The organism is Limnohabitans sp. 103DPR2, assembly GCF_001412575.1.
Taxonomy (GTDB): domain Bacteria; phylum Pseudomonadota; class Gammaproteobacteria; order Burkholderiales; family Burkholderiaceae_C; genus Limnohabitans_A.
In genome coordinates, this window is the sequence record NZ_CP011834.1 from 155,635 (window position 1) to 179,673 (window position 24,039).

A 24,039-nucleotide genomic window follows, 5' to 3' on the forward strand; every position below is an offset into this window, starting at 1 on the left:
TGAAGGTGCGGCAGGGCCCAGCTAAAGGAAATGGCAATGAAATTTCACATCATGCGCTTGGGTGCGCTGTGATGATGGTCCGTGATGCGGTCTTTGTGCTTCATCACTTGGCGGTCTAATTTGTCGACCAGCTCATCGACTGCGGCATACAAGTCTTCGTGGGCACTTTCTGCAAACAGATCGTTGCCTTTCACATGAATATTGCATTCAGCGCGCTGGCGTTTTTCCTTTTCTTTTTGCTTTTCAACAGTGAGCAAGACTTTGACATCAACCACTTGGTCAAAATGTCGCGTGATGCGGTCCAATTTACCCGTCACATATGTTCGCAAGGCGGGTGTCACTTCAAGATGATGACCGCTGATCGTGAGATTCATAAATAGCCTCCTGATGCTCTCTTTGTTGAACAACCACCACCCTGCAAAAGGGGGTGGGGTGAAGCCACTATGCGCCCCACCTTTCAGAAAAGCAAGCCAGCGGGGCTAAGCCCTCGAACTTGGTCGGGAGTTCGGTTTTTCAGCCAAAAAGCTGATAGATTCCCATCTTGAAGCCAAACCCTAAGGCGCCGTGGTCCCATGCAGGCGCAGCTTAGACGAGAGCACAAAGCTCAACACACTGGCACTTCCCCCCACCAAAGCCGCCACCCAATAATGGGTCAGTTGACCGTTGCCGTCTCGGCCCAAGATCAGGCCGCCCACCAAGGCTGCGCTGCCCATGGCCAGAGATTGCACCGCGGAGTTCAAGGTCATGAAACTGCCACGCCTTTGCGGGTCAGCAGATGCGCCGATCAGCGCCATGCCCGGAATCATGCGACCGCTCATCACGACAAACAAGATCGACGAGACCACCAAAACGCCCGCTGTCGGCAGTTCGGCAGACAGGGTCATGCCCAACAAAGGCAAAGGCATCAGCAAAGCCAAGCGGCGAAAGGCATAGGCCTTGCCTGCGCGATCTGACCAGTGGCCAATCCAGCGTGCCGTGGCCAAGGTGCTGATGCCCCCAAACAAGTAGACATAAGGGATTTGCTCAGCCTGAAAGCCTGCATTGGCCTGCAAATACAAAGTGATGTAGGGGATGACGGCGAATCCGGCAAACACCATGCTGGCGGACATGGCAAAGGCGCGCAAGTGATTGGGGTCAACCACCACTGCCCGCAAATTGGCCAAGATCACACGCAATGCGTTGCCATCAGCGTGCGTTTGCAAATGGCCTTTGAGACTGGGCAAAATTTGACTAGCCACTGTGGCCACCACAGCGACCATGATGGCGATGGCCACAAAGGGCGCATGCCAATTGAAGTGCGACACCAAGAACAAGGCCAGAGGCACACCGGCCACCGTGGCCACCGAGAAAGATGTCATGACCACGCCCATGGCCCGGCCGCGTCTTTCGAATGGAATCACCTCGGCCACAATGGTTTGCGACAAAGCCATTAATACGCCGCCAAAGAAACCAGATGCCACTCGCGCCACCATCAACCAACCAAAGGAAGGTGCCAAGCTGCAAGCCAAGGCGGCAAGGCCAAACAAGGGGTAGAAGGTCAGCATCATGCGCTTGCGGCCCAAGCGGTCAATGTAGGTGGAGGCCAAAAATCCGGACAAACCCGCTGAGAAGGTATAGGCAGACACCAAGAAGCCAAATTGACCCGCCGAAATGCCAAACAACTGCGTCAGTTGGGGCCCCAGTGGCATCATGATCATGAAGTCGAGCACGCTGGTAAATTGGATGCTGGCCAAAGTCAGCAAGAGCCAGCGCTCTCGTTGGGGCGTCAAAAGTGTCGTCATCTATGGTGTTCCTGAACCACTGACTCTATCATTCGACCATGCATTTGAATGACTTGACACGCAATGCCCCTTTGGGTGGGCCATCGCAACACAGCCCTCCAAATTCAACGCGCAGCTTGGTGCTCATGGGCGGCGGCGCACGCACGGCTTATCAAGCAGGGGCCTTGCAGGCCTTGGCCCAATTGTTGGCTGCTGAGCAAACGTCAGGGCCTTCTGCCTCGGCCCTGAAAGCGGGTGCAACACGTTTTCCTTTTCAAATTTTGGTCGGCACCTCCGCCGGTGCATTGAATGCCACGTACCTGGCCAGTCGCGCCATAGATGGGCTGGACGCCTTGAATGGCTTGGGTGAGTTCTGGCATGGTCTGCATTCGCACTTGGTGTACCACCTGCCCGACACACCATTGGCCAAGTTCAGCCGATGGGCCACCGCCTTAGGCGTTTCCTTGTCGGTGAGGCGGCAAGGTGCCGCATTGGACAGCATGCCCTTGGTCGACACCCTGCATCGCCGCATTGCACTGAACAACATTGCACAAGCTTTGGACAGCGGCCATTTGAAAGCCTTGGCCGTGACGGCCTCCAGTTACACCACAGGTGTGCACTGGACCTTTTGCCAGACCCACGCGCAAATTGAACCCACGGCTTGGAGCCGGCCGGGTCGCCGCGCTGAACTGCAAGACATCACCATCGAACACCTGATGGCGTCCAGTGCCATCCCTTTTTTGTTTCCGGCCACACCCCTTTGGGTCGATGGCAACATGGAATACTTTGGCGATGGCTCGATGCGGCAAAGCTCACCTTTGTCGCCCGCCGTTCACTTGGGCGCCAACAAAATATTGGCCATTGGGGTGGGGCAACCCCAACGCGGGCGCCTGGGTCAAGCCCATGAAAGCCCCACGGCCAGTCGGCGCCCCAGCCTCGGCAACATTGCAGGGCACGCCATGGCCAGCGTCTTCAACGACACCTTGCTGGCCGATGTGGAGCAGGTGCAACGCGTGAACCAAAGCATCCAGCAACTCAAGCACCATTTAAGTGACCATCACAGCCCCGCCTTGGCGCAATCTTTGCCATTTCATGAAGTGGAGGTGCTGGCACTGCAACCCAGCGCTTCCTTGGATGCCTTGGCACAGGCCCATGTGCACGAACTGCCTCGCCCCGTGCGCCGAGTCTTAGAAGGCTTGGGAGCCTTGAAAGGCTCGGGTGCATCGCTCTCCAGTTACTTGCTGTTTGAGCCTGGCTTCTTACGCGCCTTGATGGCCTTGGGCGCACACGATGTGATGCAGCGAAAAGAAGAGCTTCTGGCTTTTTTTGCCGACTAAACCAAGACCAGGGTTTCATTGCCGACGATGCGGTGCCATAATCGCACCCATCATTATTTTGGAGTTTGCTCCGTGGAAAGCCACCCTAGTTGGTAGCTTTCGAATGAAATGGTCTCTTCGCTGCACCTAGCGCCACTTTAGCGCTCTGCAGCCCTGCCAGTCGTTCGAAAGCTGCTTCATCACACTGCCGCCTTATCGAACACCTGGCTCCCCGTTTTTTTGGGGGCTGAAGGAGATCTGCCATGCTCAACATTTTCACATTGGCCAACGGCCGCCTCGTCCAAGAAGAGATTGAATCTCTGGAAGAGTTGTCCAAGTTCCAGCCTATTTGGGTGGACCTGGAGTCACCCACCGTTGAAGAAAAACGCTGGATCAAACAATACTATGGCCTGTCCATTCCAGAAGATGCGATGGACGAGGACATTGAGGAGTCTGCGCGCTTTTACGAAGAAGACAACGGCGAGTTACACATTCGCTCTGACTTTTTGATTGCCGACGAAGACGAACCTCGCACCGTGCGTTGTGCGTTCATCTTGAACCAACACAATGCCGACTTGCGCAGCCGCGGCGTCTTGTTTTCCATTCACGACGAAGACGTGCCCGTGTTTCGTTTGCTGCGTTTGCGCGCGCGCCGTGCACCGGGCTTGTTGGAAGACGCCAAAGAAGTGTTGCTGAAGTTGTTTGACGCCGACGCCGAGTACTCCGCCGACACGCTAGAAAACATTTACGACAAATTGGAAATTGCCGGCAAGCTGGTGCTGTCAGGCGACGTGACCGACGCCATGGCCGGCGAAGTGCTGGGCGCCATTGCGCGACAAGAAGATTTGAATGGCCGCATTCGCCGCAATGTGATGGACACCCGCCGTGCGGTGAGCTTCATGATGCGAAGCAAGATGCTGAATGCCGAACAGTTTGAAGAAGCGCGTCAAATTTTGCGCGACATCGACTCGCTCGACTCACACACCGAGTTCTTGTTTGAAAAGATCAACTTCTTGATGGACGCCACCGTCGGTTTCATCAACATCAACCAGAACAAGATCATCAAGATCTTCTCGGTGGCCAGCGTGGCTTTGCTGCCGCCAACACTCATTGCCAGCTTGTACGGCATGAACTTTCAGTACATGCCTGAGCTGTCGCAAACCTGGGGCTATCCGTATGCGCTTTGCCTGATGGTGGCCAGTGCGGTGGTGCCGATGTGGTATTTCCGCAGACGCGGTTGGTTGAAGTAAACGCATGGGATTCGCCGTCAAATGGCGGCGCATCACGCTGTGGGCAATCGCTTTAAAAACGCCGACACAATGGCCGCGCTGAAGGGACTGGCCACAGCCTTCACGAACTGGACGAAGTCCGTGTGTGCATCGTCATCTGCGCGATCTGACAAAGTTCGCACCACAGCCATCGGAATGCCGTACGCATGGCAAACCTGCGCCAGTGCGGCACCCTCCATCTCAACCGCCAATGCATCAGGGATGTGAGATTGCAAGCGTTGGCTTTCAGATGCACTTGAGACAAACTGATCGCCACTGATGATGAGGCCCGTGTGCACTTGAGCGTGGGGCAAGGCCAGCGCTGCACTTTCAATCAAGCACTGCGTCATGACATCGTCAGTCTGAAATCTTGCGCGTCCCAACAAGGGCACTTCGTATGGAGGAAACAAGGGTGAGGCGTCCATGTCGTGTTGAAGCAATTCTTTGCCAACGACCACATCACCTACTTTCACATGTGACGCCAAACCACCGGCCACACCGGTGAACAAAATTCTATTGACTTGGAACTTTTCAATCAGCACGGTGGCCGTGATGGCCGCCGCCACTTTGCCAATGCCAGACAACACCGCCACCACCGCATGACCGTGCAAATGGCCTTGCCAAAATTGACGCCCGGCCACAGTTTGGCAACTTGCATCTGGCATCAGTGCCAGCACGGCCGACAACTCTTCCTGCATGGCCCCAATCAGGGCCATGCGCGGCACACTGTCACTTAGGGGCATCGCGCAACTCACGTCGCAGAATTTTTCCAACTGCGGTTTTGGGCAGCTCAGTTTTGAACTCGATCACTTTAGGCTGTTTGTAGCCGGTCATGTTGGCGCGGCAATAAACGCGCACTTGATCTTCAGTGAGCTTGGGGTCTTTTTTGACAATGACCAATTTGACGGCTTCGCCCGTCTTCTCGTCGGGCACACCGACCGCGGCACATTCAAGCACACCGGGGCACAAGGACACGGTTTCTTCAACATCGTTGGGGTACACGTTGAAGCCACTGACCAAAATCATGTCTTTTTTGCGGTCCACAATTTTGAAAAAGCCTTTGGCATCGCGAATGCCAATGTCACCCGATTTGAAATAACCATCGGCTGTCATGCAACGTGCTGTTTCATCGGGGCGCTGCCAATAGCCGGCCATCACTTGCGGGCCCTTGATGGCAATTTCACCAGGTTGGCCTAGCTCTGTCACTTCGTTGCCTTCATCGTCCAACAACTTCATGAAGGTGCTGGGCAAGGGCACGCCAATGGTGCCGGTGAATTGGGTGCTGGTGGTGGGATTACAGCTGGCCGACGGGCTGGTCTCTGACAAGCCATAACCTTCGCAAATGGGGCAACCTGTTTTCTCAAGCCACAGCGCAGCCACTGCGCTGGTGACAGCCATACCGCCGCCCACCGACACCTTCAAATTGGACCAGTTCACTTTGCCAAAGTCGGGGTGATTGGCCAGCCCATTGAACAAGGTGTTGACCGCCGGAAAACTGTGGAAGGTGTGCTGAGACAACTCTTTCAACACCGCTGGTAAATCGCGAGGATTGGGAATCAAAATGTTTTTGCCGCCCGTGCGCAAGCCCAGCATCATGTTCACAGTGAAAGCGAAGATGTGATACAGCGGTAGTGCGCACACCGAGGTGGGCTGCTCGTTGGCCGGCACACGCTTCATGACGGGATCGTTCCACGCCTCCGATTGCAACAAGTTGGCAATCACGTTGCGATGCAAAAGCACGGCCCCTTTTGACACACCGGTGGTGCCGCCGGTGTATTGCAACACCGCGATGTCATCGCTTTTGACCACCGGTTTAACAAACGAAGCATCCTTGCCGCGACGCACGGCTTGATTGAATTTGACGGCGCCCGGTAAGTCAAAACTGGGCACCAAGTTTTTGACATTGCGAACCACAAAGTTCACCAAGGCGCCTTTGGGCCAGCTGAGCATATCGCCCATGGCGCACAGCACCACATGTTTGACTTGCGTTTCTGCAATGCACTTCTGCAAGGTGATGGCAAAGTTTTCAATGATGACGATGGCTTTGGCGCCAGAGTCTTTGAGTTGGTGCTCAAGTTCACGGGGGGTGTACAGCGGATTGACGTTGACCACCACCAAGCCGGCACGCAAGATGGCGGCCACAGCCACCGGGTATTGCGGCACGTTGGGCATCATGATGGCCACGCGGTCGCCTTTTTCTAAACCCAAGGATTGGAAATAGGCCGCCAGTGCTTGGCTTTCGACATCGGTCTGCGCATAACTGATGTCTTGCCCCATGTAACTGTAGGCGGTGCGGTCGGCATATTTGGCAAAGCTGTCTGCCATCAAGCCCACCAATGAATCGTACTGAGAAGCGTCTATGTCAGTCGGTACGCCCTCAGGGTAACTGTCTAACCAAACGCGCGCTGCATTCATCATGGGGTCGCTTTTATCATGTCTTCTGAAAACTTACAAAACTTACAAGATTCTGTATTGTGCTTGATATCACACGAAAAGCGATGCAAGGGGTTTAAATCCACTTACAAGGTCAGAGAATGCCAGGCCAACAGTCGGTTCAGGGCTGAGTGCTGACTTTGATGCCTGCGGCGACTTGGTCTAGCCTGGCCTGTTCGGCCAAGACTTTGGCGACGTAATCGGTTTCGCCCTGGATGCTGTCACCGCCCAAATAGAACAGCAAGCCTTGCTCGACCGAGCCACTTTTGAGTCGAATGTACTCTTGCAAGACCGCCACGCCTACGCGCATGTTGGTCAATGGATCGAAAGCGGCCAGTTTGCCACCGTACTTTTGGTATTTTTGGGCATGGATCTCGGTCATGACTTGCATCAGACCTTGCGCGCCGGCCTGGCTTTGCACATAGGGGTGAAAGCTCGACTCGATGGCCATGACCGCCAAAATCAGGTGGGGTTTTAAACGTGAGGTTTCAGACAGCGCATAAGCCTCCGACACCAAGGCGGCAATGGGCTCAGGCGCCACCTTGTATTTCTTGGCCAGCCAGGCTGCCACCGCAGCTTGCCTGCTGGGGATGTCTTTCAAATCGGTCGCTGTGGCGCGATCGGCCGTATTTTGAGGCTCCCACCACAAACTCAATTGACGCTCACGCAGAAACGCATAGACCGAGGTTTCGGCTTGACTGAGCAAATCGGGGCGAAAGACGGCGCCACCCAGCCCCACCACCAAAACCAAGCCCAACATGGCCAACCCACTGTGGGTCAGCGTCAGCACGCCGCGGGCCACATCGCGCACAAAAGTGCTGATGGCCACTCGCAGTTTGTGCATGGCGGTCGGGCTGCTTGGCGGGTTCATGATTCGCCCAAGTATAGATTCTTCATCGCCAGGGGGTTGATCAAGAGATAATTGAAGCCATGAAGCATCACCGTATCGTTGTGGGATTGTCTGGCGGCGTCGACTCCGCCGTCACCGCCCATTTGTTGAAAAAGCAAGGCCACGAAGTGGTCGGCATTTTCATGAAAAACTGGGAAGACGATGACGACAGCGAGTTTTGCTCGTCCAACATCGACTTTGTCGATGCCGCAGCCGTGGCCGACGTGGTGGGCATTGAAATTGAGCATGTCAATTTTGCCGCTGACTACAAAGACCGTGTGTTTGCCGAATTTTTGCGCGAATACCAAGCAGGCCGCACGCCCAATCCCGACATCCTGTGCAATGCCGAGATCAAGTTCAAATCCTTTTTAGACCACGCCATGCACGTGGGGGCCGAAAAAATTGCAACGGGACACTATGCGCGTGTGCGATTGAACGAAGCCACGGGCTTACATGAATTGCTCAAAGGACTGGACAACAGCAAAGACCAAAGCTACTTTTTGCACCGCTTGAACCAAGCGCAGTTGTCCAAAACTTTGTTCCCTGTGGGCGAGTTACTTAAAACGCAAGTGCGCCAAATTGCGGAAGAGATTGGCTTGCCCAATGCCAAGAAAAAAGACTCGACGGGCATTTGCTTTATTGGCGAACGACCTTTTCGTGAGTTTTTAAATCGCTATATTTCGAAAGAGCCAGGTCCTATTAAAGATCCAACGGGTCGCACCATCGGCAAACATGTGGGCTTGAGTTTTTACACGCTGGGTCAACGCCAAGGTTTAGGGATTGGCGGCATCAAAGAAAAAGGCGCGCAGCGCGGCGGCGGTGAACACACGCCTTGGTTTGTGGCGCGCAAAGACATGGTGAAGAATATTTTGTGGGTGGTGCAAGGGCATGACCATCCATGGCTCTTGTCGCCGCAGTTGGATGCGGCCGATGCCAGTTGGTGCGCAGGCACTGCACCCGTTGCAGGACGCTACGCCGCCAAGACACGCTATCGCCAAGCGGATGCCGCTTGTCACTTGACGTCTTCGCAAGTGGCCGAATTTTCACTGGCCTTTGATGAGCACCAATGGGCTGTGACGCCCGGACAAAGTGCAGTGCTGTACGACGGCGAAGTGTGCTTGGGCGGAGGCGTGATCAACGCCGCCACTACGCTGGCCTGAACAAACTCAGTCGCTGCCCAGCGCCAATTTGCTAGGCTGACGTTTCTCCACAGAGAAACGCAGCAACGACGCCGTTCTGAAAATGCCGTGTGCAAATTTGCCGTAAGGCAAAGTCAAAAACAAGGCCATCACCAAGCCCAAATGCAGTGCCAACAATGAAGGCATGGCGGCGGTGTTTCTGGACAGCATCAAGGCCAAACCTGTGACACTGATCAAGAACAACAAAGCAATGAAGCCACGGTCCATCGGGCGTTGTTGGACATCGCCGTGGTTGGGGTCGCGTGCCAAATTAAGACGCCACAAGCCCAAGGTGCCAAGCGCCAAAGAAATGCCGCCGATGGTGCCCAAGAATTTGGGCAGGCTGGTGAAATCGTAAGGCGCTGGCCAGCCAAAAGCATAGTGGTACAGGGTGGCCACACTGGTCGCAGCAAAGCACAACATGAACCCGTAAAACGTGAGGTGGTGCGTGCGTTTGCGCGCCAAGGTGAAGGCGTCGTCTTCGTTGTTGCAACCATCGCCATGGCCACCGCCCAAGTACTTCAACTTCAGCGCATCGTGCGTGGCCTCGGCTGCTGCAGGTGTACTCAAAGGCGCGCCACTGGTGGCAGGGGTCACATCTTTCCAAAACTTGCGCACGCCCATGCCCAGCGCAAACACAGCCCACAAGAAAACAGGCGCAAACAAACTCACCATGAGGTTGTGCGGAAAGATGGCGTAGAAACCTTGTTGGCCGTTTTGCACCAACGGACCCCACAAGGTGCCATTGCTTTGCAACGCCAGCAACATGAACAAAGTCAAACTGGCAGCCAGGGCCAAAGACAGTGTCAAACCATTGCGTTGGTAAAGCTTGCCAAGCGCTGGCGGCCAGGCGTAATCGGCATAGGTTTGTCCGCGCACAGTGGCCATGGCCTTGGGCACATTGATGGCAAATTCATGTGGCGGTGCGTACTGACAGGCGTGCAGACACGCGCCGCAGTTGTGGCACAAATTGGCCAAGTAATGAATGTCGGCTTTGCCAAATTCCAAGCGCCGCGTCATGGCCGGAAATACCGCACAGAAGCCTTCGCAATAACGGCAGCCATTGCAAATTTGAAGTTGACGGGCAACCTCTTTTTCAGAACCCGTTAAAACGATTTCGCCACGCGCCAAAGCTTGTGCTTCTTGTGTCAATTGCTGAAGTGTTTGCATTGTTGTTCTTCTCATGCAGACACGAAAGTGTCTAAGTCGGCAGTGCCTTGCATGACACGCTGTGCCAAGGTGGGCACTGAAGCGGGTGTACCCAAGGCAGCACGCGCAGCCTGTTCACCGGAGATGCGTCCAAAAGCGGTGCCAATGGTCATGCCCACACCGGCGGTATAGCCCTTGCCCAATACGTTTCCGGCCATCATCTCACCCGCCACAAACAAGTTGGGGCTGGCTTGGTCTTGAAACCTGACAGCGGTGGTCTCGTCGGTCTTCAAACCAAGGTACGTGAAAGTGACGCCAGGTTTGACGGGATACGCATAAAAAGGTGCGGTATCGAGCGGCAAGGCCCAGTGTGTTTTGGCCGGCGTCACGCCTTCGGTATGGCAATCGTCCAGCACGGTGTGGTCAAAATGACCGGGCACGCAAGCTTGGTTGTAGGCATTCAAGGTGGCCATGAAGGTGTCAACATTCAAGCCCAACTTCTGCGCCAAATCGGGCAGTGTTTGCGCCACAGTGCCTTCAAACACGGGCGGCATGAAGCGGCCTACGGCTTTGGCATCCGTGATGGAGTAACCAACTTGACCAGGTTGCTGCGCCACCAAGCGGCCCCAAATGGCATAACGCTTGGGCCAAAAATCTTCGCCTTCGTCGTAGAAGCGTTCGGCATTCTTGTTCACCACCACACCCAAGGAAACGCAATCGATTCGGGTACAAATGCCGCCGTCGTACAAAGGCGCACGCGCATCAATGGCCACCATGTGGGCTTGTGTGGGATCGCCAATTTGGTCAGCACCTTTGTCAAGCAAATGCTTGAGCAAAGTGCCCTGGTTGAATTTGGTGCCGCGAATGAGGAAGTTGTCCGCCGGAAATTCGCCTTGCGCGTTTTGACCCCATGCCTCTTTCAGCCAAGGAATATTGGATTCAAAACCACCCGCCGCCATGACACAAGCTTTGGCCGTGATGCGCTCGGTGCGCAAGACCTCGCCTTGGGGTGACTTGTGCTTCACCAACGCGGCTTTGAAGACACCGTTTTCCAACTCGAGTTCGTTGACTTCAGCGTTGTAGTGAATTTGAATCCCGAGTTTTTCGGCGCTGCGGTAATACGCATTGATCAGCGCTTTGCCACCACCCATGAAAAACGCATTGGTTCGCGCTGTGTGCAAGGCACCCGACAAAGAGGGCTGAAAGCGCACACCATGCTTGACCATCCAAGGGCGGCAATGGTGGGAGTGGCGAATGGCCAATCGCGCCATGTGCTCGTCGGTGAGGCCGCCAGTCACTTTGAGCAAGTCTTGCCAAAACTCTTCTTCTGGGTAGGCTTCGACCAACACATCTTGCGGTGCATCGTGCATACAGCGCAAATTGCGTGTGTGCATCGAGTTGCCACCACGCCATTCACGCGGCGCAGATTCGAGCACCATGACACTGGCGCCAGCTTCTCTGGCCATCAACGCCGCACTCAACGCAGCGTTTCCACCACCAATGACCAAGACATCCAAACTCATGCCAACTCCAACTTAGCTTGCAATGACATCAATCGGCCTTGATGTCTGCGCGTTTAACGATGTCGCTCCAAATGCGCTGCTCATTTTTAATGAAAGCGGCAAATTCCGTCGCAGGGCCGCCACCGCCCACCGCGTTGTCAGTCGCGAAGCGTTCTGTGACTGCACTTGATTTGAGCGCTTTGTAAGACTCCTCTTGCAAGCGCTTCACAATCTCAGGCGGTGTGCCAGCGGGGGCCATGATGCCGTACCACTGTGAGGTTTCGAAATCCTTAAAGCCCAACTCAGCCACTGTGGGCACATCGGGCAATGCAAGAATGCGCTGCTGCGTACCCACCGCAATGGCGCGCAATTTGCCGCTGCGAATGTGCGCACCCAATGCGGGCATGCCCGCAGAAGAAGCTTGTGTGCGGCCGGCCAACAAATCCGTCAACTGAGGGCCCGTGCCGCGGTAAGGAATGTGCGTGATGTACATGCCGGTCACCAACTTCAAATACTCCATGGCCAAATGACCTGCGCTGGCATTGCCAGCAGAACCATAATTGAGTTGACCTGGGTTTTTCTTGGCATAGGCCACAAACTCTTTGAAGTTTTTGGCGGGCACATCGGGGTGAATCACAAACACATTGGGCACTTTGGCCAGCAATGTGACCGGCATGAAGTCTTTGTTGACGTCGTAGGGTTGGTTTTTCAGCATGTACGGATTGACCGCCAAGGTGCCCACGTGACCCAAGATGATGGTGTGTCCATCGGGTGCAGCCTTGGACACGTCCACCATGGCCGTGACGCCGGCACCGCCGGGTTTGTTCTCAACATAGACACTGACACCCAATTGCTTGGTGAGCTCGGCCGCCACGGAGCGCGCCACAATTTCGCTGGTGCCGCCAGGGGCAAAGGGCACTACAAAGCGAATGGCTTTGCTGGGCCAATTGCTTTGCGCTTGGGCACTGGATGTTGCCAGGCCTAAACCACCCGTTGCCAATGCAGCGCCCATCGCCAAGGCACCGACTTCGCGGCGGTTGTAAGTTTTTTCTTGTGTCATGTGTGTCTCCTTTGATGCAAACAGTTTAGTCACATCTTGCGTTATTTGCCTTTTAGAACTGATAGCGGCGCAAACCACCGTCCACAGGAATCACGGCACCTGTGATGTAGCTGGCCAAGGGTGACGACAAGAAGGTCACCAAGTTGGCCATGTCTTCAGGTTCGCCATAGCGGCCCATGGGAATTTCGTTTTCGCATTGCCACTGACGGTATTCAGGGGTGTAGTTGCGGAAAATTTGTTCGGAGTGAATGCGGCCAGGCGGTATGCAGTTCACGGTGATGCCGTGGGGTCCCACCATGCGCGACAAGCCTTTGGCCCAACTGTGAATACCCGCTTTGGCACAGAAAGCACCATTCACGTGATCGGGTTCGCTCTTGCCTGTGATGTTGATGATGCGGCCCCATTTGCGTGCAATCATTTGATCGATCAAGGCATCGGCTACTTGGCGGGGGCGGTGAAAGTTCAAAGTGATGGCTTCTTGCCACGCCTCTTCACTCACATGCAAATCTTTGAAGCTGCGTGAACCGCCAGCGTTGTTGACCAAAATGTCGACATGGCCCAAGCCTTGAATGGCAGCTGATGTGAGTTGGGCAGCGGCGTCTGCAGCATACAAGTCCGATTCAATGATCACTGGCGGCAAGCCACCAGAGGCCACAATTTCTTGCGCCAATTCCTCCAACTTTTCTTTGCGCCTTGCAGAGATGGCAACCCTCACACCTTCGGCAGCCAATGCTTTCGCAATACCGCGGCCAATGCCCACACTGGCGCCCGTGACCAGTGCTGTTTTGTTCTTGAGTTGCAAATCCATGATGAGATTCCGTCGATTGAAAGTTGGTGGATAAAAAGCGTTGCAAGCTTACCTAATTTTGAAAATGTTCAAGCTGCTTGGCAGCAATAAGCCTAGGCCAATTGTTTTTTTCTGCGCAGTGCAGATGATAAATGCTCATGGAACATGGCTGCGGCGGGTCGCAACGCAGCGCCTTGCTTGCGCAACAGACCCAAACTTCTAGAAATAGTGGGCTGCCGTAAGGGAAGGCCAATCACAGCGGCATGGTTCACGGGCAGGGCCATGCGTGGCACCGCTGCCAAGCCAAGGCCAGCCTCTACCATGCCCAACAAAGTACCAATGTGACTGACCTCAAAGGCAAAGTCGGGGTGCATGCCCGATTTGGTCATGGCATCGTCCAACAATTGACGGTTGCCGCTGCTGCGAGAAACAGAAATCAGTTGTTCTCCCTCGATCGCCGACCAGCTGATGGTTTTTTGCTTGGCCAGCGGATGGTCCCTTCTCATCGCCAAGACAAATGGATCGCTGTGAATGGCTTCAAACGTGATTTCTGGCATGAGATTGCTCATGAAGCCGATGCCGAAATCTGATTCACCCGTTAAAACACTTTGCAAAGTCTGGTTCATCGACTCGTCAATTACACGAATGCGGATGGACGGGTATTTGGCAGAAAAACTGCGAATAACCTGTGGCAAAAAATAAAGTGCAGCAGAAGGCACACAGGCAACCGTCACGCGACCACTTCGGGTGGCCGCAATGTCAGAAATACCCAGCATGGCCGATTCAAGGTCATCAATGGCCGAGCGTGCCCGGTCTAGAAAAACCCGACCCAAACTGGTCAACTCCACTTCCCGCGTGGTGCGATTGAACAAGCGAGTTCCGATGATGGACTCCAACTTTTCAATCCGTCGGCTGAGCGCAGGGGGCGACAAATGGATGTGATCGGCAGCTGAGCGAAAGCTGCCGCGTTCGGCCACAGCGATGAAGGCTTGCAATTGCTGCAAATCGAAATTGATGCGTTTCATGCATCAATCATATTAAAAATTGCACTTCAACAAAACAATTTTTTTCGCGAAGATCGGGGTCATTCGCTGAGCAGTGTTTGCATTCAGCGCCACCAAGGACCTCACATGATGACAATTAAAAAATGGATCGCAGCAATCTGTTTGCTGCCTGCAATGGCCGTTTGGGCTCAAACCGACAAACCGATCACCATCGTCGTTCCGACAGCGGCCGGCGGTGGCAACGATGCCATGGCACGCACGGTTGGACAAAAAATGAGTGTGCTGCTGGGTCGAACCGTGATTGTGGAAAACAAAGCAGGCGCCAACGGCGCTTTGGCGGCCGAGTACGTTGCACGCGCAGCACCCGACGGCAACACCTTGATGTTTGGTTACATTGCGACGCACGGCATGAACCCTGCCTTGCAAAAATTGCGTTACGACCCCATCAAAGACTTTGAGCCAGTGGGCCTGGTCGGTTACTCCCCCACAGTTTTGGTCGTCAACCCCACAGTGAAGGCCAAAGATGTCAAGGAATTGGTCAAGTTACTTAAGGACAAGCCTGACGCTTACAGCTTTGCCTCTGCTGGCAATGGCACAGCACCCCACTTCACGGCAGAGTTGTTCAAACTGACCACCCAAACGCAACCCCTGCATGTGCCCTACAAAGGCTCAGCACCAGCCATTACAGACACCATTGGAGGTCAAACCCAATTGATGTTCCCCAGTCTTTTTACAGCCTTGCCTTACATCAAATCAGGCAAACTCAACGGCCTGGCCATTGCGGGCGCGAAACGCTCAAGTGTCTTGCCTAACGTTCCCACTCTGAAAGAGCAGGGCATTGACGGCGTCGATGTAGAACAGTGGTACGGTTTTTTTGCACCCGCTAAAACGCCCAAAGAAACCATTGCCAAACTGAATCAAAGCTTGAACAAAGCGCTGGCCGATCCTGAAATCATCAAACGTTTGGAAGGCCATGGTGCCGACGTTGAGTCGGGCACCCCCGAGCAGCTGGGTGATTTGGTTAAAAAAGATCTGGCCAAATGGCGAAGCGTCGTTCAACGCGCCAAATTGCAAGCGGATTGATGATGACCCATCGCAACATCCCATGCGTGTTGATGCGCGCAGGAACGTCTCGTGGGCCTTTCTTTCTTCGTGAATGGCTACCAGACAAGGATGCTGAACGCGATCAAGCCTTGATTGGCGCGATTGGCGCCTCCGATCCTTTGCAACTGGATGGACTGGGCGGAGGCAGCACTTTGAACAGCAAAGTCGCCATCGTCTCTCCTTCCCAAAAGCCCGGCTGTGACTTGGATTATTTGTTTGCGCAAGTTGGCGTAGGTCACCAGTCTGTCGACACACGGCCTAATTGCGGCAACATGTTGGCCGGCGTCGCACCCTTTGCAATTGAGCAAGGACTGATTGAAGCGCAAGAAGGCACCACCACCGTTCGCATTCACAACGTCAACACGGGCGCAACCATTGAGTCAACGGTTTGCACGCCAGGTCGCAAAGTCACTTACGAAGGCGACGCACGCATTGACGGTGTTGCTGGTACCGCTGCACCCATCTTGCTGAATTTCTTGGACGCCTGGGGCGCAGTGACTGGCAAAGTTTTCCCAACAGGCAATCGCATTGATGTTGTCGATGGCTTAGAAATCACTTGCATTGATGCCGCCATGCCTTTGATGATTGTGCGTGCGAAAGACATGGGCGTGACGGGGCGGGAACGTCCTGCTGAATTGGACGCCAACCGCCCCCTCTTAGAGCGCATTGAAAAACTCCGACTTGAAATGGGGCGGCGCATGGGCTTGGGCGATGTCACAAACAGCGTGATTCCCAAACCTGTCTTGGTGAGTGAGGGGGATCAAGCTGACAGCATTGTTTCCAGATATTTCACGCCGCACAAATGCCACATGTCACACGCGGTCACAGGGGCCATTGGCGTGGTGACCGCTTTTGCCATGCCCGGCACTGTGGCCAGTGGCATCACGCGCAAAGCAGGCCGGCATCCATTGTCAGTGGTGCACCCGCAAGGACAAATTGATTTGGACGTTGAACTCACAGGCGAAGGCGTCAACCTCAATGTGGTGCGTGCAGCCTTGGTCCGAACTGCTCGAAAAATCATGCAAGGCGAATTGCATTTGCCGCAGTACGTGTTTCCAAGTCCAAGCTCAGAAAAAATTGAAGCACAGAAATTGGCAGACCATTACCCACAGCACGAGGTCAAAATCATTGTGCCCACCAGTGCTGGGGGCGGTAACGACACCATGGCGCGCATCATCACGCGCAAAATTGGCCCCTTGTTGGGCAATGTGGTGAGCGTGGACAACCGAACAGGCGCTAACGGCAGCGTGGCCGCAGAGTATGTTGCGGCTTCTCAGCCCGATGGTCACACACTGATGTTTGGCTACATCGCAACGCATGGCATCAACCCGGTGATGCAATCGCTGCGCTACAACCCTGAGCAAGACTTTGCACCTGTCGGCATGGTCGGTTACTCGCCCACACTGCTGATAGTGAATGCGGCCTTGCCTGTTCGGAATTTTCAAGACTTCATGGACCTGATGAGGACCACTGACAAGCCCTTGAACTATGCCTCCGCAGGCGAAGGCACCATTCCGCACTTGGCCGCGGAAATGCTTCGCAGAACACTGTCAGTTGAAGGCTCAAGCTTGACTGCGGGTGAACACCATGCAGGCGCAGCGCCAGCCATCAACGCCTTGGTGCGCGGCCAAGCCCAATGGATGTTTCCTAGTTTGTTCAGTGCCTTGCCTTACCTAAAGAGTGGCAAGGTCAAAGCACTGGCCATTGCCACACCCAAGCGTCTCACAGAATGGCCAGACATTCCTACTTTGTCAGAATGGGGCTTGGACGATTTCGACCTGACGCAGTGGTACGCCTTGTTTGCCCCAAGCGGCACCTCACCTGAGATTGTGGACAAGATCAATCAAACACTGAATGAAGTGCTGAACGATCCTGAAGTGCGGGCCCGAATGGCGCAAGATGGTGCGCAGGTGAAGCCAGGTACACCGCAACAACTCTCACGACATGTGCAGACTGAAATTCAACGATGGCGAAAAGTCATTGCCAGCACGGGCTTGTCGACACACAGTCAAGTTGAGACAGCGGAAGCCTGAGTTTTCAAACCGCTTCTTGTTGTCGCTTTACTCTGAAGCGGAACAAGGGGCGGCATCAGGCACGCCCAACTTGCGCAAAATCCAGCCCATCGGACACACATTGCTGAAACCAAACTGAAACAAGTTAGCGCCCACAAAAGCTGTAAAGGCCAAGGCCCACGAGCTGACAAACAGCGGGCTCCCCTCAATGCCCAGGGCCAGTGAGGTCAAGATAAATAAACCAGCAATGATGCGGATGTAGCGTTCAACAGTCATACAGACTCCTTCGGTTGGAACAATGAAAAATAGAGCACAGGAATCACCACCAAGGTGAGCAAGGTGGACACCAAAATGCCAAAGATGAGGGACACCGCCAAGCCATTGAAGATGGGGTCGTCCAGAATAAAAAACGCACCAATCATGGCGGCCAAGCCGGTGAGCACAATGGGCTGGGCGCGCACTGCGGCCGATTGAATGACGGCTTCTTTGAAGGCCATGCCCTGCGCCACTTGCAGCTCAATAAAGTCCACCAACAAGATGGAGTTGCGCACGATGATGCCGGCCAAGGCAATCATGCCAATCATGCTGGTTGCAGTGAACTGAGCGTTGAGTAAAGCGTGACCTGGCATCACACCGATCAGGGTGAGCGGAATGGGCGCCATGATCACCAAGGGGGTGAGGTAGCTCTTGAACTGCGCCACCACCAAGAGATAAATCAGAATCAAACCGACGCCATAGGCTGCACCCATGTCACGGAATGTTTCGTACGTGATTTGCGATTCACCATCCCATTTGATGGCGTACTCACGGTAGGAGTCGCTAGGCTGCTGCGTCCAGTACTCGCCCAATGCACCTTGACCTGGCAGTGCGGCATCCTTGAGATGAGAACGAATGCCAAACAAACCATACAAAGGCGAGTCTTGTGAGCCTGCCATGTCACCCATGACATAGCTCACGGGCAGCAAGTCTTTGGTGAACAGCGGCTTTTGAATCACGCCCGATTTGACTTCCACCAATTCAGACAAAGGCACCAGCTGACCATTGGCGGCACGCAGGGGCAAGGCCAACAGATCTTTCAAACCTACTTGTGATTGAATCGGCAACTGCAACCTGACAGGCACAGGCATTTTGCTGATGCCATCGTGCAAGTATGTGGCATCGACACCTTGCAGTGCACCTTGCACCGTTTGAGCAATGGCACCACCAGAGATGCCCAGGGTTTCGGCGCGCTGTCTGCGCACTTGCAACCATTGCCGAGGTGCATCTGCTTTCAGTGAGGTGTCCACACCCACAATGCCAGGCGATTGCGCAAAGATTTTTGCCACATGGGCCGCCAAGGCCTGACGACCCGCTTCATCGGGACCATAGATTTCAGCCACGAGGGGACTGAGCACGGGCGGGCCGGGTGGTACTTCAACCACCTTGATGTTGGCACCATGTTCGGCTGCAATTTTTTCCAAAGCAGGACGCAAGCGCTGTGCAATGGCATGGCTCTTTTCTGAGCGTTGGTGTTTGTCGACCAAATTGACTTGCAAGTCACCTTGCTCGGCATCGGCACGCAAATAGTATTGGCGAACCAAACCGTTGAAGGTGATGGGGCTGGCGGTACCCGCATAGGTTTGCACGTCCAACACTTCTTTTTGCTGCGACAAATAGGCGCCCAAGTCTTGCAATGCAGCGGCGGTGTTTTCCAAGGGCGTGCCAGCAGGCATGTCGACCACCACTTGGAATTCGCTCTTGTTGTCAAAGGGCAGCATCTTCATGATGACCCACTGCATGCCAGCCAAACCCACCGACAAGAACATGGCCAACACAATGCCGCCCAAGAGCTTCCAGCGTTGACGGCTGCTGTTCAAGAAGGGGCGCAAGATGCGACCAAACAAATCTGGCAAGCGCGCGGCAAAGCCTGTGACAGGGGCATGCAAAGTTGTGTGTGCGGCTTCATGGTGGTGACGGCCATGGTGTGACTTCATCCACTTCAGGGCCAACCATGGCGTGACTGTGAAGGCAATCAACAAAGACAGCGCCATGCCTAAACTGGCGTTGATGGGAATGGGACTCATGTAGGGGCCCATGAGGCCCGACACAAAAGCCATGGGCAGCAGGGCGGCGATCACCGTGAGCGTGGCCAAGATGGTGGGGCCACCCACTTCGTCCACCGCCGCTGGAATGATGTCTTTCAATGACTTGTTGGGGTACAGCTGTTGATGGCGGTGAATGTTTTCCACCACCACAATGGCATCGTCGACCAAAATGCCGATGGAGAAAATCAAGGCAAACAAGCTCACCCGATTCAGGGTGAAGCCCCATGCCCAGCTGGCAAACAAAGTGGCGGTCAAGGTCAAAATGACTGCGCCGCCCACAATGATGGCTTCCCGTTTGCCCAGTGCCAAACCCACCAACAAAATCACCGAGGCGGTGGCAAAGGCCAACTTCTGAATCAGCTTGTTGGCTTTTTCTGCAGCGGTTTCGCCGTAGTCGCGTGTGATGGTGGCTTCAATGCCTTGGGGCAATACGGTGTTGCGCATTTGCTCAACACGTGCACGAGCAGCACGCGCCACATCGACCGCATTTTCACCCGGCTTCTTGGTCACAGTCATCGTGACAGCGGGGTACATCTGACCCTTCAAATCGGCCTGTGAAGCGCCCGGCATGTAGCTCACAAATTGCTGGGCTTGCTGCGCACCTTCTTCAATTTGCGCCACTTCTTTCAAATAGATGGGTTTGCCTGCGTGCACACCCACCACCACATCGGCAACGTCTTGGGCCGACTCAAAAAAGTAACCCGTTTCAATGTGGATGCGTTGGCCAGCTGATTGATCGGGGTTCATCACATACCCCGATAGTGCGCCCACGTTGGCACCCGCCAAGGCGCTTTGCACACTGCGCATGTCCAAACCTCGCTCACGCATGCGTGTCGGGTTCAAGTTCACTTGAACGGCTCGGCCTGGGCCGCCGATGGTTTGCACTTCACGTGTGCCCTTCACCTGCTTCAAATCCATCTCCAAACTGCGAGCCACACGCTCAAGCTCTAGCGCTGACGGTGCATCTTTGCCCCACAGAGTGACCGCCAACACCGGCACATCGTCGATGCCTTTGGGTTTGACGATGGGCGCCAAGGTGCCCAGGTCACGCGGCAACCAGTTTTGATTGGCATTCAGCACGTCATACAAACGCACCAAAGCTTCTGTGCGCGGAACACCCACTTTGAATTGCACCGTGAGCACGGCCATGCCCGGACGCGACACCGAATAAGTGTGTTCAATGCCGGCAATTTGTCCAAGCACTTGTTCGGCAGGTCGGGCCACTTTGCTTTGCACGTCTTCACTGCTCGCGCCGGGAAACGGAATCAGCACATTGGCCATGGTCACATTGATTTGCGGCTCTTCTTCACGGGGTGTGACCATCACGGCAAACAAGCCCATCAGCAACGCCACGATGGCCAACAAAGGCGTGAGTGCGTTGTTTTGAAACTTGGCGGCCAGCTGACCGGCAAAGCCAAACTTGCTGGGGTCAGGCCGCTGATCCTGATGTTTATCGTGCGACATGTGCGCCTTTCATGCCGGCTTGAATGGCATCCACGGCAATCAACTCACCCTCTTTCAAGCCAGCCCAAATTTCAACGCCTGCACTACCATGGTCTGCCCCAATGCGCACCAGTTTCATGGCGAAGCCGTTTTCTTGGGCCACATACACGGCCGTGATTTCGCCGCGTCGCAAGATGGCAGAGGCGGGCACCAAGCCCTTGGCTTGCGAGGTGCCAGCTGTGCGTACGCGCACTTGCATGCCAGGCGCTGCTTGAAGGGCCACACCGGTGCGCGGCAAATCCAACTTGATGCCAATGGTTTGACTCACGCCGTCTGCATTGGGCATGACTTGCATGGCCACGGGCTTGATGGCTTCAGCGCCCATTTGAATTTGAATGTCTTGCAATTTGGGCAGGTTGTTTTTTTCAGAAGCGGGCCACTGCATCACCACCCGCAGGGGTTGCGGTGCATACACCGTCATCAATGGTTTGCCGGGCAATGCCAAGTCGCCTGCTTGTGCCGATGTTTCCAACACCCATGCGTCATACGGAGCCGTTACTTTTGAAAAAGACTGCGTCACTTTGGCCTGATCAGTTGCTGCACCCGCACTGTCACGCCCGGCTTTGGCCGCTTTGTATTGCGCCTCGGCCAGGTCCAGTGCCGCAGAACTGACAAAGCCTTGTGTTTTTAAATCTTGGGTACGCTTTAAAGCGATTTGCAACTGACGAAGTTCGGCATCACTTTGCTGCAATTGCGCTTGGCTTCTCAACACGCCTGTTTGGGTTTCTCTGTCGTCAATCGTGGCCAAGACTTGGCCAGCTTTGACGCGGTCACCGGCTTTGACATTCAAGCTGAGCACGCGACCCGCAATTTGAGAGGACAAGGTGCTTTGCATCACCGCTTCCACCACGCCGTCAATGTCGTTGATGTTGGCAACTGATTTTTTCCCAGCGGCGATGACCTTCACAGCAGGCCCTGTTTGCACGCCCTGTGCATAGGCATGGCTGCAACCCAATACCAAGCCAACAGCCAACACGGCGCCTTTGAGGCCAGATGAAATTTCAAAGCTCTTTTTCATGTCGTCTCCAACGAAAGCGTCATCTTATCATATACCCCATGGGGTATACAAGTGCTGACAAAAAAGCCTGTTGCAAAGAACAGGCTCGTGGTGTTTAAGGGCTGCGAATGCGGCTTAAAACGGAATGTCGTCGTCCATGTCATCAAAACCACTGGCAGGCTTGGCGGCGGGTCGGCTAGCAGGCGCACTGGCCGCTGGACGGGGTGCGGCTGAAGGACGGCGAGCAGGCGCGCCACCGTCTTCGTCGCCACCGCTGGGGCCGCCCATGCCTTCACGGCCGCCGAGCAATTGCATTTCGGTGGCGATGATGTCGACGGTGTTTTTCTCAACGCCGGCTTGGTCGGTGTACTTGCCGTACTTCAAACGACCTTCGACATAAATGGGGCGGCCTTTTTTGACGTACTCGCCAGCAATCTCGGCCAGGCGGTCGTAAAAAGTGACGCGGTGCCATTGGGTGTCTTCAACCGTTTCGCCAGAGGTGCGGTCTTTGCGGCGGCTGGTGGTGGCAATGCTGATGTTGGCCACGGCCTGGCCAGAAGGCAAGTAGCGAATTTCGGGGTCACGGCCACAGTTGCCGATCAGAATGACTTTGTTGACGGATGCCATGTTTATTTCCTTGAAATCTCTTGAAGTGAACAGTCGCAATTATGCTTGTTAGCGGGCCGGTGCCTCAATGGGTGCCATGAACCATGCAACCAAAAGCCAGACCAAAGTGGCCAGGCCACACACCCCGAATAAAACCTGCGCGCCGCCTGCTTTCATGAGCGCGCCACCTGCAGCACCGCCCGCAAAAAAGCCCAAAGACTGCAAGGTGTTGTAAAAGCCCATGGCTGTACCTCGGGCATGAGGAGGCGCCGCACGGGATGCAATGCTGGGCTGGCAGGCCTCCAAAATGTTGGAGCCGCAGAAAAAAACAAACAAGATAGCGGCAAGGCACCCTAAATCAGGCTTGCCACCAGCGACCAGCGCCAGGCTGAACATGACCAAGGCAATGACCATGGCCGAAGCTAAAAACACCGCTCTGAGATACCCTTTGCGCTCTAGCGGAAACAGGGTTTTGCCCATGACCAAAAAGCCAAAAGACACAGCAGGCAAATAGACCCACCAATGGTGCTCTTTGGACAAGCCAGCGTCTACCAACATTTGCGGCACAGCCACCCACATGGCTAACATCACGGCATGCAATACAAACACACCTAAATTGTTGCGAAGGGAGGGCACATGCGTCAGGACTTCCTTCAAACTGCCCTTGGGTGCTGCAATTTGGTGGGGAGGCTCAGGCGGCACCCACCAAATGGCCACCACCACCCCGCCCAAGGCCAACACGCCTGTGAGGGTGAACAAGCCGGGCAAACCAGCCACTGTGTTCAAAGCTGGCGCCAAAATCAGAGACAAAGCGAACATCAAACCAATGCTGGCACCAATCAAGGCCATGGCCTTGGTGCGAACCACGTCACGTGTTTGGTCGGCCAACAAAGCTGTGACTACCGCAGAGACAGCCCCTGCACCCTGCAAGGATCGGCCCAAAATCAGGCCCGACAAAGAGTCGGCGGCGGCGGCAACAAAACTGCCGCCGGCATAGACCAACAAGCCAAAGACAATGACTTTTTTGCGGCCCAATTTATCGGAGGCCGCGCCGAAAACCAGCTGCAAGGCCCCCTGAGTTAGTCCATATATGCCCATGGCCAAACCCACCAGGGCCGCATCGGTCCCGCCAGGGTATTTGGCAGCTTCGATGGCAAAAACGGGCAGCACCACAAACAAGCCCAACATCCGCAAGGCGTAAATGGACGCCAAAGAGAAGCTAGAACGCTTTTCAAGGCCGGTCATGAGCGCGTCAGCACCGCCGTGAGAAGGCGTCACTGTCGGGTTGGAAACTGGGGAAGGGGTTACATGCATAAGGGTTATTCTGAGCCCTGATTGTCCCTGATTCAGGGAGCATTCCCTGTCAGACGCAATTCCTTGACTAAAT

At 54.8% G+C, this 24,039-nt stretch carries 20 protein-coding genes; 5 read left to right on the forward strand and 15 right to left on the reverse strand.

The features are described from left to right. Window positions 1-44 precede the first annotated feature (44 nt). Entirely contained in the window at window positions 45-374 is a 330-nt protein-coding gene (hpf, locus tag L103DPR2_RS00655) for a ribosome hibernation-promoting factor, HPF/YfiA family (RefSeq protein ID WP_055359288.1), read from the reverse strand. A 180-nt stretch (window positions 375-554) separates the two neighbouring features. Beyond that, entirely contained in the window at window positions 555-1,781 is a 1,227-nt protein-coding gene (locus tag L103DPR2_RS00660) for an MFS transporter (RefSeq protein ID WP_055359290.1), read from the reverse strand. Window positions 1,782-1,819: 38 nt separating this feature from the next. Here L103DPR2_RS00660 and L103DPR2_RS00665 point away from each other — a divergent pair, with 38 nt between their 5' ends. After that, on the forward strand, window positions 1,820-3,097 hold the full coding sequence (locus L103DPR2_RS00665; RefSeq protein WP_055359292.1) for a patatin-like phospholipase family protein: 1,278 nt from the start codon (window positions 1,820-1,822) through the stop codon (window positions 3,095-3,097). Window positions 3,098-3,339: 242 nt separating this feature from the next. Continuing rightward, window positions 3,340-4,326, forward strand: a complete 987-nt coding sequence (gene corA, locus L103DPR2_RS00670) for a magnesium/cobalt transporter CorA (protein WP_055359294.1) — start codon at window positions 3,340-3,342, stop codon at window positions 4,324-4,326. 32 nt (window positions 4,327-4,358) lie between these two features. Here corA and L103DPR2_RS00675 read toward each other — a convergent pair whose 3' ends face one another. From L103DPR2_RS00675 to L103DPR2_RS00685, 3 genes are all read right to left on the reverse strand, one after another. Continuing rightward, entirely contained in the window at window positions 4,359-5,060 is a 702-nt protein-coding gene (locus L103DPR2_RS00675; protein ID WP_082466837.1) for a 5'-methylthioadenosine/adenosylhomocysteine nucleosidase, read from the reverse strand. Window positions 5,061-5,073: 13 nt separating this feature from the next. Next, window positions 5,074-6,759 carry a long-chain-fatty-acid--CoA ligase gene (locus tag L103DPR2_RS00680; protein ID WP_055361752.1) on the reverse strand — a complete coding sequence of 562 codons (1,686 nt, stop codon included), beginning with the start codon at window positions 6,757-6,759 and terminating at the stop codon, window positions 5,074-5,076. Window positions 6,760-6,898: 139 nt separating this feature from the next. After that, window positions 6,899-7,621: a lytic transglycosylase domain-containing protein gene (locus L103DPR2_RS00685; protein ID WP_055359297.1), complete on the reverse strand. Its 723-nt coding sequence runs from the start codon at window positions 7,619-7,621 to the stop codon at window positions 6,899-6,901. An 86-nt stretch (window positions 7,622-7,707) separates the two neighbouring features. Here L103DPR2_RS00685 and mnmA point away from each other — a divergent pair, with 86 nt between their 5' ends. After that, a complete protein-coding gene (mnmA, locus tag L103DPR2_RS00690; RefSeq protein ID WP_055359298.1) occupies window positions 7,708-8,826 on the forward strand; it encodes a tRNA 2-thiouridine(34) synthase MnmA in 1,119 nt (372 codons plus the stop codon). 6 nt (window positions 8,827-8,832) lie between these two features. Here mnmA and tcuB read toward each other — a convergent pair whose 3' ends face one another. The 5 genes from tcuB to L103DPR2_RS00715 all read right to left on the reverse strand — a co-directional run bounded on the left by tcuB (window position 8,833) and on the right by L103DPR2_RS00715 (window position 14,367). After that, entirely contained in the window at window positions 8,833-10,014 is a 1,182-nt protein-coding gene (gene tcuB, locus L103DPR2_RS00695; RefSeq protein WP_055359299.1) for a tricarballylate utilization 4Fe-4S protein TcuB, read from the reverse strand. A gap of 11 nt (window positions 10,015-10,025) precedes the next feature. Next, entirely contained in the window at window positions 10,026-11,516 is a 1,491-nt protein-coding gene (tcuA, locus tag L103DPR2_RS00700; RefSeq protein ID WP_082466665.1) for an FAD-dependent tricarballylate dehydrogenase TcuA, read from the reverse strand. A 28-nt stretch (window positions 11,517-11,544) separates the two neighbouring features. Next, window positions 11,545-12,555, reverse strand: a complete 1,011-nt coding sequence (locus tag L103DPR2_RS00705) for a Bug family tripartite tricarboxylate transporter substrate binding protein (RefSeq protein ID WP_055359300.1) — start codon at window positions 12,553-12,555, stop codon at window positions 11,545-11,547. A 52-nt stretch (window positions 12,556-12,607) separates the two neighbouring features. Further along, a complete protein-coding gene (locus L103DPR2_RS00710; protein ID WP_055359301.1) occupies window positions 12,608-13,363 on the reverse strand; it encodes an SDR family NAD(P)-dependent oxidoreductase in 756 nt (251 codons plus the stop codon). 92 nt (window positions 13,364-13,455) lie between these two features. After that, complete coding sequence (locus tag L103DPR2_RS00715; protein WP_055359302.1) at window positions 13,456-14,367, reverse strand: LysR family transcriptional regulator; 912 nt, start codon at window positions 14,365-14,367, stop codon at window positions 13,456-13,458. A gap of 105 nt (window positions 14,368-14,472) precedes the next feature. Here L103DPR2_RS00715 and L103DPR2_RS00720 point away from each other — a divergent pair, with 105 nt between their 5' ends. Then, on the forward strand, window positions 14,473-15,429 hold the full coding sequence (locus tag L103DPR2_RS00720) for a Bug family tripartite tricarboxylate transporter substrate binding protein (protein ID WP_055361753.1): 957 nt from the start codon (window positions 14,473-14,475) through the stop codon (window positions 15,427-15,429). Then, a complete protein-coding gene (locus L103DPR2_RS00725; RefSeq protein WP_231717656.1) occupies window positions 15,387-17,483 on the forward strand; it encodes a 4-oxalomesaconate tautomerase in 2,097 nt (698 codons plus the stop codon). The genes L103DPR2_RS00720 and L103DPR2_RS00725 overlap by 43 nt, the downstream gene beginning before the upstream one ends. 27 nt (window positions 17,484-17,510) lie before the next feature. On the opposite strand, the gene L103DPR2_RS00730 is transcribed toward L103DPR2_RS00725, so the two are convergent. The 5 genes from L103DPR2_RS00730 to L103DPR2_RS00750 all read right to left on the reverse strand — a co-directional run bounded on the left by L103DPR2_RS00730 (window position 17,511) and on the right by L103DPR2_RS00750 (window position 23,897). After that, window positions 17,511-17,738 (reverse strand): YgaP family membrane protein, encoded by a 228-nt coding sequence (locus L103DPR2_RS00730; RefSeq protein ID WP_055359303.1) that lies wholly within the window; start codon window positions 17,736-17,738, stop codon window positions 17,511-17,513. Beyond that, window positions 17,735-21,010, reverse strand: coding sequence for an efflux RND transporter permease subunit (locus L103DPR2_RS00735; RefSeq protein ID WP_055359304.1), 3,276 nt, complete (start codon window positions 21,008-21,010; stop codon window positions 17,735-17,737). The genes L103DPR2_RS00730 and L103DPR2_RS00735 overlap by 4 nt, the downstream gene beginning before the upstream one ends. Then, complete coding sequence (locus tag L103DPR2_RS00740) at window positions 20,997-22,067, reverse strand: efflux RND transporter periplasmic adaptor subunit (RefSeq protein ID WP_055359305.1); 1,071 nt, start codon at window positions 22,065-22,067, stop codon at window positions 20,997-20,999. Before L103DPR2_RS00740 ends, L103DPR2_RS00735 begins: the two co-directional genes overlap by 14 nt. A gap of 114 nt (window positions 22,068-22,181) precedes the next feature. Then, complete coding sequence (gene ssb / locus L103DPR2_RS00745; protein ID WP_055359306.1) at window positions 22,182-22,673, reverse strand: single-stranded DNA-binding protein; 492 nt, start codon at window positions 22,671-22,673, stop codon at window positions 22,182-22,184. Window positions 22,674-22,721: 48 nt separating this feature from the next. Beyond that, window positions 22,722-23,897, reverse strand: a complete 1,176-nt coding sequence (locus tag L103DPR2_RS00750; RefSeq protein WP_055361755.1) for an MFS transporter — start codon at window positions 23,895-23,897, stop codon at window positions 22,722-22,724. Between the last annotated feature and the right edge of the window lie 142 nt (window positions 23,898-24,039).